At 50.6% G+C, this 15875-nt stretch carries 17 protein-coding genes and 1 tRNA gene; 6 read left to right on the top strand and 12 right to left on the bottom strand.

The window, feature by feature from the left end; all coding sequences use genetic code 11:
- Positions 1-64 precede the first annotated feature (64 nt).
- Entirely contained in the window at positions 65-2593 is a 2529-nt protein-coding gene (gene mdoH, locus WB371_RS17855) for a glucans biosynthesis glucosyltransferase MdoH (protein ID WP_336221373.1), read from the bottom strand.
- Positions 2586-4121, bottom strand: coding sequence for a glucans biosynthesis protein MdoG (gene mdoG / locus WB371_RS17850; RefSeq protein ID WP_336221372.1), 1536 nt, complete (start codon positions 4119-4121; stop codon positions 2586-2588). The genes mdoH and mdoG overlap by 8 nt, the downstream gene beginning before the upstream one ends.
- A gap of 280 nt (positions 4122-4401) precedes the next feature.
- On the opposite strand from mdoG, the gene mdoC reads away from it, so the two are divergent.
- Positions 4402-5562, top strand: coding sequence for a glucans biosynthesis protein MdoC (gene mdoC / locus WB371_RS17845; protein WP_336221371.1), 1161 nt, complete (start codon positions 4402-4404; stop codon positions 5560-5562).
- Between the two features lie 16 nt (positions 5563-5578).
- On the opposite strand, the gene WB371_RS17840 is transcribed toward mdoC, so the two are convergent.
- From WB371_RS17840 to csgB, 6 genes are all read right to left on the bottom strand, one after another.
- Positions 5579-7060, bottom strand: coding sequence for a phospholipase D family protein (locus WB371_RS17840; RefSeq protein ID WP_336221370.1), 1482 nt, complete (start codon positions 7058-7060; stop codon positions 5579-5581).
- On the bottom strand, positions 7002-7535 hold the full coding sequence (gene ymdB / locus WB371_RS17835; protein WP_336221369.1) for an O-acetyl-ADP-ribose deacetylase: 534 nt from the start codon (positions 7533-7535) through the stop codon (positions 7002-7004). The genes WB371_RS17840 and ymdB overlap by 59 nt, the downstream gene beginning before the upstream one ends.
- A gap of 89 nt (positions 7536-7624) precedes the next feature.
- Positions 7625-7948, bottom strand: a complete 324-nt coding sequence (locus tag WB371_RS17830; protein ID WP_336221367.1) for a type 1 fimbrial protein — start codon at positions 7946-7948, stop codon at positions 7625-7627.
- 150 nt (positions 7949-8098) lie between these two features.
- On the bottom strand, positions 8099-8431 hold the full coding sequence (gene csgC, locus WB371_RS17825; protein WP_336221466.1) for a curli assembly chaperone CsgC: 333 nt from the start codon (positions 8429-8431) through the stop codon (positions 8099-8101).
- 60 nt (positions 8432-8491) lie between these two features.
- Positions 8492-8944, bottom strand: coding sequence for a curli major subunit CsgA (gene csgA / locus WB371_RS17820; RefSeq protein ID WP_336221366.1), 453 nt, complete (start codon positions 8942-8944; stop codon positions 8492-8494).
- A gap of 40 nt (positions 8945-8984) precedes the next feature.
- Positions 8985-9440, bottom strand: coding sequence for a curli minor subunit CsgB (gene csgB, locus WB371_RS17815; RefSeq protein ID WP_336221365.1), 456 nt, complete (start codon positions 9438-9440; stop codon positions 8985-8987).
- 763 nt (positions 9441-10203) lie between these two features.
- On the opposite strand from csgB, the gene csgD reads away from it, so the two are divergent.
- Genes csgD through csgG form a run of 4 tightly spaced genes read left to right on the top strand, consistent with a single transcriptional unit; the run spans position 10204 to position 12549 of the window.
- Positions 10204-10854: a biofilm master transcriptional regulator CsgD gene (csgD, locus tag WB371_RS17810; protein WP_336221364.1), complete on the top strand. Its 651-nt coding sequence runs from the start codon at positions 10204-10206 to the stop codon at positions 10852-10854.
- Positions 10855-10858: 4 nt separating this feature from the next.
- Entirely contained in the window at positions 10859-11248 is a 390-nt protein-coding gene (csgE, locus tag WB371_RS17805) for a curli production assembly/transport protein CsgE (RefSeq protein WP_336221363.1), read from the top strand.
- Positions 11249-11273: 25 nt separating this feature from the next.
- Positions 11274-11690, top strand: a complete 417-nt coding sequence (gene csgF, locus WB371_RS17800) for a curli production assembly/transport protein CsgF (RefSeq protein WP_336221362.1) — start codon at positions 11274-11276, stop codon at positions 11688-11690.
- Between the two features lie 25 nt (positions 11691-11715).
- Complete coding sequence (gene csgG / locus WB371_RS17795) at positions 11716-12549, top strand: curli production assembly/transport protein CsgG (RefSeq protein WP_336221361.1); 834 nt, start codon at positions 11716-11718, stop codon at positions 12547-12549.
- Between the two features lie 45 nt (positions 12550-12594).
- Here the strand turns inward: csgG and WB371_RS17790 are convergent, their stop codons facing one another.
- The 4 genes from WB371_RS17790 to ghrA all read right to left on the bottom strand — a co-directional run bounded on the left by WB371_RS17790 (position 12595) and on the right by ghrA (position 15517).
- Complete coding sequence (locus WB371_RS17790) at positions 12595-13077, bottom strand: DUF1097 domain-containing protein (protein WP_336221360.1); 483 nt, start codon at positions 13075-13077, stop codon at positions 12595-12597.
- A 100-nt stretch (positions 13078-13177) separates the two neighbouring features.
- Positions 13178-13732, bottom strand: coding sequence for a molecular chaperone (locus WB371_RS17785; protein ID WP_336221359.1), 555 nt, complete (start codon positions 13730-13732; stop codon positions 13178-13180).
- A 23-nt stretch (positions 13733-13755) separates the two neighbouring features.
- Positions 13756-14493, bottom strand: coding sequence for a phosphatase (locus tag WB371_RS17780; protein ID WP_336221358.1), 738 nt, complete (start codon positions 14491-14493; stop codon positions 13756-13758).
- Positions 14494-14578: 85 nt separating this feature from the next.
- Complete coding sequence (ghrA, locus tag WB371_RS17775; protein ID WP_336221357.1) at positions 14579-15517, bottom strand: glyoxylate/hydroxypyruvate reductase GhrA; 939 nt, start codon at positions 15515-15517, stop codon at positions 14579-14581.
- A 232-nt stretch (positions 15518-15749) separates the two neighbouring features.
- Here ghrA and WB371_RS17770 point away from each other — a divergent pair.
- Positions 15750-15837: transfer RNA gene (locus tag WB371_RS17770), tRNA-Ser, on the top strand.
- Positions 15838-15875 lie beyond the last annotated feature (38 nt).

Here is a 15875-nt window from a genome sequence, read left to right as displayed (position 1 = left end):
TTACTGAGTATAAAAAAATACCGGCCCAGGCCGGTATTTTTCAGATGATATCACCACAAGGTGGCTACTTATGATTAAGCGCCTTTGCGTTCAGAGTGATGCCCTGATAGTAATTCACCCATGATGAATACTTCTCTGGTGAATTCCACACCCGATAGTGTAAACGGGCCATGGTGACCGGATCGCTCAACAACACCAGACGACGGTCGCGATTCAGTTTTTCCGGCGTTTCGTTCAGCGCCTGTTCAACATGGCGATCGCGGGCAATCTCCAGCACCTGGCTTGCGCGGTGACGCGCCGTCGCCATGGCGGTAGCCAGCGCATTGAACGATGGGTTAAACACCGCATGCATGAAGCCATCATCCAGCGAGCGGTCGCGATTCATCGCCAGATACTTGTCGGTATCCACCAGCACCTGCGGCGGGGAATACTCTTCCGGGATCAGGAACAGCTTCCAGCGCTTGGTGCGCAGCCCCACCGTTGAACGACTGGAGATCACGGAAACAAATGGCGACAGGATCAATGAGAACACTATCGGCGACAACCAGAACAGGAAGCGCAGATCCAGCCACGCCATGCCGACAGCCCACACCAGACCCAGCAGTAACTGCGAACCATGGCGCATAAACGCTTCGCCCCATGGCGTTGAGTCATCATCACGCTGCGGCGAGTTCCAGACCACTTCCCAGCCGAGAAACGCGCTCACCACAAAAACGGTGTGGAACAGCATACGCACCGGTGCCAGCAGTACGGAGAACAGCACTTCAAGCAGTAGCGACAGCGTCACGCGGAAAAATCCACCGTACTCTTTTGTGCCTTTACACCAGATGAGCAGAATACTCAGTAGCTTGGGCAGGAACAGTAGCACCATTGTGGAGGCAAACAGCGCAATCGCCAGCTCTGGACGCCACTGCGGCCAGACCGGGAACAACTGACGCGGTTGCAGGAAGTATTGCGGCTCGGTCAGCGCATGCACCACCTGCAACGCGGTCGACAGCGCGAGGAACATAAACCACAGCGGTGCTGAAAGGTAAGACATGACCCCTGTCAGGAACACGGCGCGATGAACCGGATGCATCCCTTTGACCAGGAACAGACGGAAGTTCATCAGGTTGCCGTGACACCAGCGGCGGTCGCGCTTGAGTTCATCCAGCAGGTTTGGCGGCAGCTCTTCATACGAACCGGGAAGATCGTAGGCAATCCAGACGCCCCACCCTGCACGACGCATCAGCGCCGCTTCCACAAAGTCGTGAGAAAGGATAGAACCCGCGAAAGACCCTTCGCCCGGCAGAGGCGCCAGCGCACAGTGTTCGATGAACGGCTTCACGCGGATAATCGCGTTATGGCCCCAGTAGTGCGATTCACCTAACTGCCAGAAGTGCAGACCGGCCGTGAACAGCGGACCGTATACTCGCGTCGCAAATTGCTGGCAACGTGCATACAGAGTGTCCATTCCGGACGCCTTCGGCGATGACTGAATAATCCCGGCATTCGGGTTGGCCTCCATCAGACGCACCAGCCCGCTCAGGCATTCACCGGTCATTACGGAGTCCGCGTCCAGCACCACCATATAGCTGTACTGGCTGCCCCAGCGACGACAGAAGTCATCAATGTTGCCGCTTTTACGCTTCACACGGCGGCGGCGGCGGCGATAGAAAATTTGCCCTTCGCCCTGTACTTCGGCAATCAGCTCCATCCACGCTTTTTGTTCTGCAACGCAGATATCGGGGTTGTAGCTGTCACTGAGTATGTAGACGTCAAAATGTTCGCCGTTACCGGTCGCTTTTACCGATTCCCAGGTTGCGCGCAGCCCTGCGAAAACGCGGTCAACGTCTTCATTACAGATAGGCATAATCAATGCAGTACGGTGCTGCGGGTTCAGCGGTTCATCACCGACCGTTGACGCCGAAATACTGTATTTATCGCGCCCGATGAGCAATTGCAGGAAGCCCATTAGCGCCGTCCAGAATCCGGCTGAAACCCAGCAAAACAGAACGGCGAACAGAATCAGAATGCCCGTTTGCAGCACATACGGCAGCAACTGCATGAAGGAGACCCAGAGATCCTGCCCCACCATATCAACCGGGTTGATCAGTGCCCACCCCTGATACGGAAGAATGGTCTTCATGTACCAGGTCGCCACCACCGTTTGCGCCAGCGTCAACAGCAGCAACGTATAGCGACGGAGTGTCCCGACGGTACGCCACTTCTGTTCGCTTTCCTGCTCTTCTTTAGTCAGACGCGCCAGGTAGCGCGGCGTAACATCGCGCCCACGCAGTCGATCCCAGAAACGCCCTACCGGGTTAGTTCGCCAGGGATCGGGAAACATCGAAGAACGCTTCGCTTTCGGCATCGCCTTAAGCTGATCGCGCCCTTCGTCGTCTTTGATCAACTGACCCTCCGCCAGTGAGTCAGGCCAGGCCTGCTCAAGGCGTGCTTTAACAGACCCCTGTGGTGAGTCGTCTTCTCGCGAGTAAAGGCGATGTTCGGCATCCAGCGCTTCGTGCACCGCGCGAATGTCCGTTTTCGGCAGTGCCGCTTTCTCGATATCCGAGAGCGGCATTGCGTCAATGTACTCAGTTGTCTTATTCATTGGCAGGTAACTGGTAGCTCCAGGTTTCACTCAACGTCTGATCGGCATTGACCAATGCCGCACGCATTTCAGTGGTTTTCTTCGCATCTTTCACTTTCACGCGCAGCGTCATACGCCAACCTTTGGTGACCGGATTGTAACGCACTATGTTTTCAACGATCTCGCCGTTATCGCCGATGCTGGTTTGTGCGGTAACCGGGGTATCCTGCGGCAGTTTCTTCATGTCTGTGCCGGTGAAATCCACCACAAACGCGATGGTGCCATCAGGCTGACGGATGAGATTCGACTGTTTGACATCTCCGGTTGAGCGGCGAGTCTGTTGCACCCAGGCGTTATCCGGCGCATGAAGTTTGTCTTCATCACGGCTGAACGTCAGGGTGTATTTGAAGTTCATCTCCTTGCCTGCTTCTGGCAGTTGATCCGGCGTCCAGTAGGCCACGATGTTATCGTTGGTCTCATCATTGGTCGGGATTTCAACCAGTTCAATTTTCCCTTTGCCCCACTCGCCTTTCGGCGTAATCCACGCGCTTGGGCGCAGATCGTAACGGTCGTCAAGATCTTCAAAGCGCGAGAACTGACGGCCACGCTGCAACAGACCAAATCCTTGCGGATTTTCCATCGCAAAGCTGCTTACGGCGAGATGTTTCGGGTTATTCAGCGGACGCCAAATCCATTCACCGTTGCCGGCGTGGATAGACAATCCGTTGGAATCATGCAATTCAGGGCGGAAATTGGTTGCCGGAGACGGCTGGTTCGGCCCGAACAGGAACATACTGGTTAACGGTGCAACGCCCAGTTTGCCCACTTTATCGCGCAAATAGACTTTTGACTGCACGTCAACAACGGTGTCACGTCCCGGGATAATCACAAAGCGATAGGCACCCGTGGCGCGCGGAGAGTCGAGTAACGCGTAAATGGTCAGGCGTTTGTCAGTCGGTTTTGGACGTTCAACCCAGAATTCGCGGAAGCGGGGAAATTCTTCACCTGAAGGTAGTGCGGTATCAATCGCCAGACCACGGGCAGATAAGCCATACACCTGGCCTGCGCCCAGTACGCGGAAATAGCTCGCGCCAAGCATACTGACGATTTCATCGTTTTTATCTTTGCTGTTAATGGGATACAGCACTTTGAACCCGGCGAAACCGAGGTCTTTTACCGTGTCTTTATCATGTGGCACATCGCCAAAATTGAAGTAATCCGGGCTGTACTTAATGCGTTTTACAGCGGTCGCCGTGACTTCATTGATTTTGACAGGCGTGTCGAAGTACATACCCTGGTGGTAGAACTCGAGCTTGAATGGGGTTTTGATATTGCTCCAGTACGCTTTATCGTGATTAAACTGGATCTGCTGATAGTCCGCGTATTTCATCTCGCGGAAAACGGAGGGCAAGTTACTTTTTGGCGCCTCATAGCCTTTACCGGCTAAGGATTGGGCCTGCTTTGCAACGTCATCGATGGTGAAAGCCCAACCCGACGAGGTGTACAGCGCCAACACGACAGCCGCACCCAACCAACGCATTTTCATCATTTGTGGTTTATGTTTCATAATTAGTAAGCACTTCCCCCTTTGTGTGCTTATATCGATCCGATCTATTTTAATGGATAATCAGGCATTAGGACAACTGAATCCCTCCATTGTTCGGCACGCTGGCTCATGGTTTAAGCACCTCTGCGAGCCCCTTTGCACTTTGCGTGCTTATCCTGGAGACAGGTCATCAGTCTTCGTGTAGGGTTGCCACCGAATGTAACTATTAATCGCCTTAGGGATAAGACGATTAGTCTGAGAATCTGAGAATACGAAAATCGCTATGAACCCCGTACCTGCACAGCGTGAATATTTTCTTGACTCCATCCGCGCCTGGCTGATGTTGTTGGGTATTCCCTTTCATATTTCATTAATCTATTCCGGCCATACCTGGCACGTGAACAGCGTCGAGCCGTCGTGGTGGCTCACCTTGTTTAACGATTTCATTCATGCATTCCGTATGCAAGTGTTCTTCGTTATTTCAGGTTATTTTTCGTACATGTTATTTCTGCGTTATCCATTAAAACGCTGGTGGAAAGTTCGCGTTGAACGTGTGGGCATCCCAATGCTCACTGCGATTCCCTTGCTGACCTTACCGCAATTTATTATGTTGCAGTATGTCAAGGGAAAAGCCGACAACTGGCATACACTGTCGCTGTATGAAAAATACAATACGCTGGTCTGGGAGTTAATTTCTCACCTGTGGTTTTTGCTGGTGCTGGTAGTATTAACCACCGTCAGTATGTGGATATTTACCCGGATGCGGAAAAACCTGGAAAAAGCGGATAAAAAGCGTATTGCTTCCATTTCCATGGGGAAACTGACGCTCATTTTTTTATTACTGGGTATCGTTTACGCGGCAGTAAGGCGGACGCTTTTTATTATTTATCCGCCGATTCTCAGCGACGGTTTATTTAATTTCGTCGTGATGCAAACCCTGTTTTATATCCCGTTCTTTATGCTGGGGGCGCTGGCCTTCATCTCTCCCGAGTTAAAGACGCTGTTCACGACGCCATCCCGAGGCTGCACGCTGGCTGCGGCCTGCGCGTTTATCGCTTACCTGCTGAATCAGCGCTATGGCAGTGGCGATGCCTGGATGTATGAAACGGAATACGTCATTACAATGGTTCTGGGTTTGTGGATGGTAAATGTGGTATTTTCTCTGGGCCATCGCCTGTTAAATTTCCAGTCGGCGCGCGTCACCTATTTTGTTAACGCGTCGCTGTTTATCTATCTGGTGCATCATCCTTTGACGCTGTTTTATGGTGCTTATATCACGCCGCATATTTCTTCCAATCTGCTGGGTTTTCTTTGCGGACTCATCTTTGTGATTGGTATCGCGCTGGTACTGTACGAAATCCACTTACGTATTCCGCTGCTCAAATTCCTGTTCTCCGGAAAACCCCTGGTTAAACCGGAGCAAAATAAGAAAGTAGCTGGATGATTGCTGTCTTGCTGTGTTAAAGCAGCCACTCGACGGGCAGTATCGTTGCCAGCCGTACCAGAACCCGCTTCCAGAATCCTGTGGCGGGTTCTTTTTTGAGTACAATTTCTTCATTGTGCTGCCTGTCGACCCAGTTAATGCGCCCCCAGCGATCGAGTCGCAGTTGCCATGCGGCATCGCGTTGACTCTCGGTAAACCGGCGATGGATAAGCGTCGCCAGCGTCTCGCTTTCTATCGCAAAACCCATTTCCGTATTCAGTAAGGTAGAACGCGGGTCAAAATTGAGTGAACCAATAAACACCTTACGTCCATCAATGCTGAACGTCTTGGCATGCAGACTGGAGCCAGAATTCCCGGTAAGCCCCCGATCGTGCAGTACCGTCTGGCGTTCCCGCGTCGGTTTTAGTTCGTAAAGCTCAACGCCATAGCGTAAGAGCTTTTTGCGCCAGCGCGCATAGCCGGCATGTACCACCGCGACGTCATTGGCCGCGAGTGAATTGGTAAGAATTGCAATTTTTACCCCTTTACGCACCAGTTGCAGCAACAGCGCAACTCCTGCCCGGGTCGGAACAAAATAGGCAGAAATGATATCAATCCGCTCAACCGGTGACCCCATCACGTCAAACAAACGCTGCGGCAACAGTGAATGGCGCAGCGCTCTCCCCTCGCCTTTAAGAGGATCGTCACTTAACAAACGGGTCTTTGCCCAGATAAGCGGCAATGCGCCACGGTCGAGCTGCGTCATAAACTGGCTGGTTTTCAGTTTATCCAGATAGCGGCGGGTGATGTCGTTATTGTGCCAGGATTCAGGCAATTCAATACGTTCGCTAATCTCCTGCTCCGAAACCGCCAGCACCGATTTCAGCGTCGAGACCGAACCACACTGCCAGTAGCGTTCGAAATCCTTCGCGACCTCGTTAACAACGGGTCCGATGGCCATCACGTCGAGATCGGAAAACAGCGGCTCTTCCCCTGCGCCAAAATAGGCATCGCCAATATTTCGACCGCCCACCAGCGTCACAACGCTATCCGCAGTGAAGCTTTTGTTATGCATACGCCGGTTTAACCGGGCAAAGTCAGTTAAATAGCCCAGCGCGCGCAGCGTACGAAAAGAGAATGGATTAAACAGACGGACGTCAATATTAGGATGGGCATCGAGCAGTTGCAGGGTGTCATCCATGCCGGGCGTATTGTTATCATCAAGCAACAGACGCACATGCACGCCCCGTTTTGCCGCGGCTAACAGCACGGCGAACAGGAGTCGCCCGGACATATCGTCTTCCCAGATGTAATACTGAACATCCAGCGTACGCTCGGCCATCTCTGCCAGACGATAGCGGGCCGCAAAGGCGTCCATGCTGTCATCCAGGGCAAGAATGCCGCACTTACCAGGGTGTGAATCACACAGTGGATGGGTCGCGCGGGCGAGACGGGTCAACTCATTCGTCGCCTTGCTGGGTAAGTAAGCGCTGGTAAAGTCGGGTCGTTTCTTCGTCATAACAGACAAAGTATACCTGCTCGGGTAGCGCGCGGCGGGTAATGAATTCCGAAACCGTTTTCAGCGCAATTTCGGCGGCGGCAGGTCGGGGATATCCATAAACGCCGGTACTGATTGCCGGAAAGGCAATGGTTTTGTATCCGTTCGCCAGCGCCAGATTCAGGCTGTTGTAATACGCATCCTGTAATAGTTGCGCTTCGTTGTGATCGCCGCCGCGCCACACCGGGCCGACAGTATGAATCACCGCTTTGGCTGGCAGATTCCCGGCAAGGGTGATAACCGCATGTCCGGTTGGACACTCGCCCTGCTGTTGCCTGACTTTCATACAGGCTTCCAGTAAGTCAGGGCCGGCCGCGCGATGAATGGCGCCGTCCACACCGCCCCCCCCCATCAATGAAGGGTTGGCGGCATTAACGATGACATCAACCGCGACGGTGGTGATATCCCCCCGGATAACATGAATACGCGATTCCATAGTCCCTCCTTGCTTCACTTTATCTCCTAAGTGTACAGCAGGAATTCCTGTGAAATCGCTCTTTTCGTCAATCTGGTGAAGCGCCTTGTTTAACGGTAGTTAACTTCCAGTATTGCCAACTTTTTCTGTTTATCAAGATAACGCATATTAACGGTGGCAATCTGTTTAAAGTGCTGCGACGCCTGAGGTAGCATTTGTGCGGAATAGTAGCGGGTCTGCGAATGCCCGTCGTTATCACAGGACATTGCAATACGCTGTTGAACATGGGCGACCTCGCAAGGCGATTCCACGATACGACCGGAAAAATGAATCATCCCTCCTTGTCCATTCGTTTCAGCCAGGGTTGCGAGGGGGAATAGCGCAGAAAAGCAGAGAAGCAACAACGGTTTTTTAAGAGCGACAGATGACAGCATAGTGAATCCTCAATGATCATTCATCCTTGAGGGAATGTTTCCCTTACTGCCGCAATGGCTGAGCCGAAGGGAATTATGCGTTTTGCATAACTCTATTCATAGTTCAGCCGTTTCACCTCTGCCACAGAGAAAAGACCAATAATTATCCGATCAGGACGAGGCGGCAGAGGGCGGCCATTGTTGTAATAAATGCAGCGACTGGCCGTCAGAGACGGTGACGACGATTTTGACGGAGTCCTGTGCTGAGATATTTACACTGAGCCTGGTCAAATCAATGGCCCGATTAGCGGGCAATGAGAGCGTCTTTTTCTGCCGTGACTGACTTTGTCCCGCCACACCGTCGCGAAGGGCGACTATTTGTACCTGACATACGCAAGGTTGTGTCAACGTGACCTGAGGAATAATCGTGTAGATATCGCCTTGATGGCTGGTGTTAAAGGTGATCTGACTGGAAAGCGCCGCAAGGAGTAATAAGCTGTGCATCATGTCCTCCCGAAAAAAAACAGGGCGTTCGCCCTGTTTATTGTCAGCATATAAAGGAAATTAGTACTGATTGGCGGTGGCGTTGTTGCCAAAACCCACTTGTTTAACCAGAACGCTGGAGTCAGACGCTGTCTGGTTAACCAGAGCGGCGTTACGTCCACCGTACTGGCTCACAGTAATATCTGAGTTTTTGCCATTCCACTGATCGATGGTGGCGTTGTTTTTGAAGCCTTTCTGAGTCAGATCAATGGTACTGTTATCCGACCCCTGGCCAACATCTGCGCCGTTACCATAGCCGTGCTGAGTGATTGTCGTGTCTGATTTACGAGCGTCGCTTTGCAGCGCAAGCGCGGCGTTATTTGTCCCGTACTGATAGATACTCAGCGTCGATTCCGGGCCAGAACTGCTTCCGCCACCGCCGTGATGACTTCCGCCCCATTGAGAAACGGAACCAGCCAGAGCACTGCCAGACACCACGATTGCTGCAAATGCTGCCACTTGTAAAAGTTTCATGGTAAACCCCCATCGGATTGATTTAATAGCCGTCAATGTATTAGCGTTGCGTAACGCGAATTGCCATTTGCGACTGTCTCTGCACTACAACTGCTGTTTTTTGCGTACCGTACTGCGTAATATTTGCTTTATTTCCAGAGCCCTTCTGGATAATCATCGCACTATTACCGTAGTTACTCTGCGATATACTGGCATCATTGGAATTACCCGACTGAGCAATATATGCAAAGTTATAAGCTCCTGACTGGTCAACGTTAGCCCGGTTGCTTCCACCGTTCTGGGAAATAACCGACAAAAGTTTTGAACCGTCCTGACGTATCGTTGCACTATTATTAGTACCGACCTGACCAATAATGGCCGCCTGATTAAATGAAGACTTGCTTAATTCATTTACCGCAAAGTTATATTCAGAACGCGCTAAATCATAACTTGATGCGGATACCATCCCAGGCGCACCCAGTACTGTTAACATCATAAATAACAATTTGTTCTTCATGTTGTCACCCTGGACCTGGTTCTCTGTCGATAAAATTAACATCATCAAATTGTTGTTAACGTCAGACATTATTTGTTAATGCTGCGTTACGATGAAGAGTATGTCTGTGGAAACATTTTAAATAACTCACCCACCAGTGGTATTTTTTATATTTATGCTCACCCCAAAGTGCTAAATGGTGCATGAATATGCGGCTAACTGTGGTTATTTCATTTGCTGTTGGTCATTAGCAATACTTTTTAAGGAGCGTTACTGAGAGGTTGTAAACCGGGCTTTCCAGCCTAAAGAAGGAGGCGAAAGAGGAAGAAGGTGATCAAGTCGTGACAAACCTCCTCTTTTTCTTCACCAGAATGGGCAGGCTGGCAGAAAGAAGAAGTTTATGAATTTCACGGAGTGTCTGTAAACAGATTATCATTCATTTAATGCATTAAATTCATGATGTTATAAATATTTGTATGATTTTTAAAATCTGTGCACTTATGTGAAGATGTACAACTTTACTATCAAATCTAAACTAAAAAAAAGAGCAATATTCACAAGTTAATATATATTTTTACATTTAGTTACACGTTTAACACTTGCTTTAAGATTTGTAATGGCTAGATTGAAATCAGTTGTAGTTCATTTGTATTAATACTTTTCCCTGTTCGGGTTGTTTCATATTTCACTACACACAGCAGTGCTACATCTGTCAGTACTTCTGGTGCCTCTATTTTCATAAAGGCAACTGTCAGATGAGAGACTAAAAAAGTGGGGTTTCATCATGTTTAATGAAGTCCATAGTATTCATGGTCATACATTATTGTTGATCACCAAACCATCCCTGCAAGCGACGGCATTATTGCAGCATTTAAAACAATCACTGGCTCTCACCGGAAAACTGCATAATATTCAACGTTCTCTGGATGATATCTCCTCCGGTTGCATTGTTTTAATCGATATGATGGAAGCAGATAAAAAACTGATCCATTACTGGCAAGATAACTTAAGTCGGAAAAACAATAATTTGAAGACATTATTGTTGAATACCCCCGACGATTATCCCTTCCGGGACATTGAAAACTGGCCACATATTAATGGCGTATTTTACGTCGCGGATGATGAAGAGCGGGTCGTTGACGGTTTGCAGGGGATCCTGCGTGGAGAGTGCTACTTCTCGCAAAAACTGGCCAGCTATCTTATCACCCACTCAGGCAATTACCGTTACAACAGTACCGAGTCTGCCCTACTGACTCATCGTGAGAAAGAGATCCTGAATAAGCTGCGTATCGGCGCCTCCAATATCGAAATCGCCCGCTCACTGTTTATCAGTGAAAATACGGTTAAGACGCATCTTTATAATCTTTTCAAAAAGATAGCTGTCAAAAATCGTACACAGGCGGTTTCATGGGCAAATGATAACCTCAGGCGATAACGCCATGAAACGCTATTTGACCTGGCTGGTAGCCGCACATTTCATGCTCGCTACCGGAACCGTGCAGGCTGTGGAAGTTGAAGTTCCTGGGCTCTTAACTGACCATACCGTCTCATCTATTGGACACGATTTTTATCGTGCGTTTAGCGACAAATGGGAAAGTGATTATCCAGGCAATTTAACCATTAATGAAAGACCCAGTGCACGTTGGGGAAGCTGGATCACGATAACGGTGAATCAGGACGTTATATTCCAGACTTTTTTATTTCCAACGAAAAGAGACTTCGAAAAAACGGTTGTCTTTGCACTGGCCCAAACCGAGGAGGCGTTAAACCGTCGGCAAATAGATAAAACGCTATTGAGCACTGGCGATTTAACCCATGACGAATTCTAAAGAGTGATTTTGTCCGGAGGCTATAATGCGTGTCAAACATGCAGTAGTTGCACTCATGCTTATTTCGCCATTCAGTTGGGCCGGAAATATGACTTTCCAGTTCCGTAATCCCAATTTTGGTGGTAACCCAAATAACGGTGCTTTTTTACTGAATAGCGCCCAGGCGCAGAATTCTTATAAAGATCCCAGTTATAAAGATGATTACGGAATTGAAACGCCCTCAGCGTTAGATAACTTCACCCAGGCCATACAGTCGCAAATTTTAGGCGGGCTGTTGACCAATATAAATACCGGAAAACCCGGCAGGATGGTGACTAATGATTTCATCGTCGATATTGCCAACCGGGATGGTCAGTTGCAGCTAAATGTCACGGACAGGAAAACGGGAAAAACATCGACCATTGAAGTGTCGGGTTTACAGTCTGATTCAACCGGTTTCTGAGCACCGATACATAAGGACAATAATCATGCAGCGCTTATTTGTATTCGTCGCCGTCATATTACTGAGCGGATGCTTAACTGCTCCGCCAAAAGAAGCCGCCAAACCGACACTCATGCCCCGTGCGCAAAGCTATAAGGATTTAACGCACTTGCCCGCGCCAACAGGCAAAATCTTTGTCTCGGTGTATAACATTCAGGATGAAACCGGACAGTTTAAACCCTACCCTGCCAGTAACTTTTCCACCGCGGTGCCGCAGAGCGCCACCGCGATGCTGGTTACTGCACTGAAAGATTCTCGCTGGTTTGTGCCGCTGGAACGCCAGGGCCTACAGAACCTGTTGAACGAACGTAAAATCATTCGTGCCGCACAGGAGAATGGGACTGTCGCCATCAACAACCGGATCCCGCTACAGTCACTGACAGCAGCAAATATCATGGTTGAAGGCTCGATTATCGGTTATGAAAGTAACGTAAAATCAGGGGGGGCTGGCGCGCGTTACTTCGGTATTGGCGCGGATACACAGTATCAACTTGACCAGATCGCGGTAAACCTGCGCGTCGTTAACGTCAGTACCGGTGAGATTCTGTCATCTGTCAATACCAGTAAAACCATTCTCTCTTATGAAGTCCAGGCCGGGGTGTTCCGCTTTATCGATTACCAGAGGCTACTGGAGGGCGAGATTGGTTACACCTCTAACGAGCCCGTGATGTTATGTCTGATGTCCGCCATTGAAACGGGAGTTATCTTCCTCATCAACGACGGTATCGATCGCGGACTGTGGGATTTGCAGAATAAAGCGGATCGACAAAACGATATCCTGGTGAAATACCGCCATATGTCGGTACCTCCGGAATCCTGATGGGTCAGGTGTAAAAAAAGCGTGAGGCAAGCCTCACGCTTTTTTTTATTTGTTGGTCACCGCTCGCGGGTTTTGCCTTTCACGCCGCGCCGCCAGCCACAGACCACTATTTTTCATGGCATAACCGAAGAGCAACCCCACTGCCAGAGAAGGCAGAACCAGCTTCCAGTCTCCCTGCCCGGCAAACGTGGCACACGCGCCAATAAACGTTCCCGGTACAAACGACAGCAGAAGCTGCTTTGCCTGAATACACATCAGAAATGCGACGAAGCCTGTGATCGCATAGCCCACAATCTCCAGGTGCGGCGTCAGGGCGCTGCCATAAATAATGACCAATGCCCACACCACACCGCTCAGGAGGGTGGAAGCGGAGATAGCCAGTCCTTTCAACCCACCTTGCGGGCAGGCGAAATAGGCCGTGCAGCCCAGAAATCCAGCCCAGCTAAGCAGGCCAAGAGAAACGGCCACCCATCCCCAGATACCAGAGAGAATGCCCGTTGTGATTGCAATGGAAAGAAGTATGTTCATGCCGCGCATGATAACAGAAAAGGCCAATATGAATGAGATCGCGCACACAATTTATGCAACCATTAATACTCATTGCAGTTATGCGTGATATATCTCACATTTACTCATCTGTTTCTTCTTCCAGCTCGTCCCACATCGCACCAATCGCATCACGGGTAAGAGGGGCCATTGTGCGCCAGAACGGGGTCGTAGCATGGGCCTCGACTTTCCCCAGGAAAGTCCCACACCACGGAAGAAGGTAATCCGCAAACAGCGTTTCCAGCGCTTCGCTCTCATCCTCTGCCGATTGATCTTCCAGCCAGGAAGCAGCCAGCAACAGTGTACCAATATGGTCAGCGGGCGTATCCGCAAGCGGCATTCCCCGCGATGAAAGAAACGCGCGAACCTCCGATTCCGTCGCCCCTTCCACCCACGCGCTGCGGTATGGAGACACGGCGCATTCCTGACCGACAAACAGCGCATTGTAATCCGCCGCCAGTTGCGCCATATCGCAGCTTTTCTGCAACCGCGCTAACAGCTCATCCTGCTCAAGCGGCCAGTTCGCCGACAGTTTTCCCTCCCGAATCAGGGTAAAAAGCGGAACCAGTAAAGGATCCTGCGGTTGGCGGTAGTACAACGATCCCAGCACGCGGCAGAGAATAGAAAACTCGTTCATCAATATATTCCAGTTACCAGGGGTTAAAGTTCTGCAAATTCAGGAATCGGCGCCATGCCGCGTGATTCGAGGAAATTCAATAATCGTCTCGGTGTAACGTTCAAAATGCGATCTTCCGGGAAATCCACATCATCAAGAATTTTCTGGCACTCGCCAAAATCACCCATTGTAAAAGCGGTGTGTGAATCCGAGCCTAACGCCACCCAACCACCGGCATCGCGTACTGCTGCCGCCACGGCACGACAATTGGCCTCACTGCCTTTACGTGAATGGAGGAAGGAAGAGTTGTTGATTTCAAGCGCCACCTGATATTTCGCCGCGGCCTGAGCAATCGCCGTGATATCGACAGGATATTTCGGATTACCGGGATGGCTGATAATGTGCACAACGCCGCTGGCCATTGTGGCAATCATCGCCTGTGTATTCGTAGCCTCATCGTGAGGAGCGAAAACGGGTTCGTGAAAACCCGCGATGATCAAATCCAGAGACGTAAGCATCGGACCGGTACAATCAATTTCACCTTCGATGTTCTTGATGTTTGCTTCAATGCCCCGCAGGATCCCTACCCCATCCACCACGCGCGGCCAGATACGCATATTAATGAAATGCCAATGGTGCGGCGCATCCGCCATATCCGGACCGTGATCGGTGATCGCGAAAAGTTTCAGTCCCTGGCGTTTAGCCTGGGCGATGTAATCACTCAGAGTACTATAAGCGTGGGTGCTGGCGACGGTATGCATATGCAGGTCAACGGGATACATATCTCTCTCCTGTAGTCATTTTTAACAAGAATAACAGGAATCGCCAGTGTTTATTAGTCGAAACCCGGCAGCCGCCGGGTATACATTAATAGCCGCGCTGACGATCAACCTGACCTGTCACCGCATCGCCTTTTTCCAGATGTGAAATTGTCCGGGAGATGTAGGCGACCGCTTCGGCAGGACGTGTGACTGCTGCAATATGCGGCGTCATCGCCACGCGCGGATGTTTCCACAGCGGACTGTCCGTTGGCAACGGTTCGCGGCTGAAGACGTCAAGCATCGCCCCCTTCAGTTTCCCACGATTTAACGCCGCCAACAGATCGTCTTCATTGACGTGAACGCCGCGGGCGAGGTTAAGCAGGTAGGCGCCATCCTGCAACTGCTCAAGCCGTTCAGCATTAATAATGCCGATTGTTTCTGCTGTATTGGGGAGCAGATTGATTAGTACCCGCGTCTGGCTGAGGAATGCGCCCAACTCCTCACTGCCCGCAAAGCTCTCAACGCCCGGCCAGTTTTTGCGGCTACGGCTCCAGCAGCGCAACGGGAACCCCCAGGCTTGCAGGCTTTCGGCCACTTTAGCCCCCAGCACGCCCGCCCCCATAATTCCCACGGTAAATTCCTCGCGTGTATATTCCGGCAGCGGTTGCCACTGGCTTTGATTTTTCAGTGCCTGATAATCATCAAAGCGACGGAACCAGTGAAGAACCTGACTCACTGCATACTCCTGCATTTGCAGCCCCATGCCGGTATCTTCCAGGCGAAAAAGCGGGACAGAGGAATCAAGCATGGTGGGATGGGCTTTCAGCTTACTCAGGATCGAATCCACCCCCGCGCCGAGCGCAAAAACGGCCTTGAGTTTTCGCCCTTCCAGCATCTCCACAGGCGGATGCCAGACAAGCGCATAATCTGCCGGATCGTTATCCCCCTGTATCCATTCCCGAACTTTTGCGCCGGGCAGCGCTTTTTCCAGTGCGTTGACCCACCAGGGGGTATCAAACGTAGGGTGATAGAAAATGATATCCATAATGACTCCTGCGGGTTTGTGCGGGATTTGGCGCACTTATTATCATCGTTTTCAAAGGGATCATCAGCATAGCAAATTCGTGAGCGCTGGCAAAAAAAGCAGTTTCCGCTTAATTAAGCTCCAGGTTGCTTGAAGTTTGTGTAAACGCACGATTTTTTCGAAAAGTAGATTGACGCAGGCGGTGTATTTCCCTAAATTAGCGCCCGTTCCGGTAGTTGAGGAACAACAATTTGGTGAGGTGTCCGAGTGGCTGAAGGAGCACGCCTGGAAAGTGTGTATACGGCAACGTATCGGGGGTTCGAATCCCCCCCTCACCGCCATATTTAAAGAAGAGCTCGTACGAAAGTACGGGCTTTTT

It is taken from the genome of Citrobacter amalonaticus, from assembly GCF_037053465.1.
Lineage (GTDB): Bacteria > Pseudomonadota > Gammaproteobacteria > Enterobacterales > Enterobacteriaceae > Citrobacter_A > Citrobacter_A amalonaticus_H.
The sequence above is the reverse complement of the archived record's forward strand: the minus strand, read 5'-3'. Positions and strand labels throughout refer to the sequence as shown.

Bases quoted from the DNA above. Each gene is read 5' to 3' on its own strand.
- WB371_RS17780 (WP_336221358.1), bottom strand. From the start codon at position 14,493: ATGTATCCCGTTGACCTGCATATGCATACCGTCGCCAGCACCCACGCT.
- ghrA (WP_336221357.1), bottom strand. From the start codon at position 15,517: ATGGATATCATTTTCTATCACCCTACGTTTGATACCCCCTGGTGGGTC.
- csgA (WP_336221366.1), bottom strand. From the start codon at position 8,944: ATGAAACTTTTACAAGTGGCAGCATTTGCAGCAATCGTGGTGTCTGGC.
- csgC (WP_336221466.1), bottom strand. From the start codon at position 8,431: ATGCACAGCTTATTACTCCTTGCGGCGCTTTCCAGTCAGATCACCTTT.
- WB371_RS17830 (WP_336221367.1), bottom strand. From the start codon at position 7,948: ATGCTGTCATCTGTCGCTCTTAAAAAACCGTTGTTGCTTCTCTGCTTT.
- ymdB (WP_336221369.1), bottom strand. From the start codon at position 7,535: ATGGAATCGCGTATTCATGTTATCCGGGGGGATATCACCACCGTCGCG.
- WB371_RS17840 (WP_336221370.1), bottom strand. From the start codon at position 7,060: ATGACGAAGAAACGACCCGACTTTACCAGCGCTTACTTACCCAGCAAG.
- csgE (WP_336221363.1), top strand. From the start codon at position 10,859: ATGAAACGCTATTTGACCTGGCTGGTAGCCGCACATTTCATGCTCGCT.
- mdoH (WP_336221373.1), bottom strand. From the start codon at position 2,593: ATGAATAAGACAACTGAGTACATTGACGCAATGCCGCTCTCGGATATC.
- csgF (WP_336221362.1), top strand. From the start codon at position 11,274: ATGCGTGTCAAACATGCAGTAGTTGCACTCATGCTTATTTCGCCATTC.
- mdoC (WP_336221371.1), top strand. From the start codon at position 4,402: ATGAACCCCGTACCTGCACAGCGTGAATATTTTCTTGACTCCATCCGC.
- WB371_RS17790 (WP_336221360.1), bottom strand. From the start codon at position 13,077: ATGAACATACTTCTTTCCATTGCAATCACAACGGGCATTCTCTCTGGT.
- mdoG (WP_336221372.1), bottom strand. From the start codon at position 4,121: ATGATGAAAATGCGTTGGTTGGGTGCGGCTGTCGTGTTGGCGCTGTAC.
- csgD (WP_336221364.1), top strand. From the start codon at position 10,204: ATGTTTAATGAAGTCCATAGTATTCATGGTCATACATTATTGTTGATC.
- csgG (WP_336221361.1), top strand. From the start codon at position 11,716: ATGCAGCGCTTATTTGTATTCGTCGCCGTCATATTACTGAGCGGATGC.
- csgB (WP_336221365.1), bottom strand. From the start codon at position 9,440: ATGAAGAACAAATTGTTATTTATGATGTTAACAGTACTGGGTGCGCCT.
- WB371_RS17785 (WP_336221359.1), bottom strand. From the start codon at position 13,732: ATGAACGAGTTTTCTATTCTCTGCCGCGTGCTGGGATCGTTGTACTAC.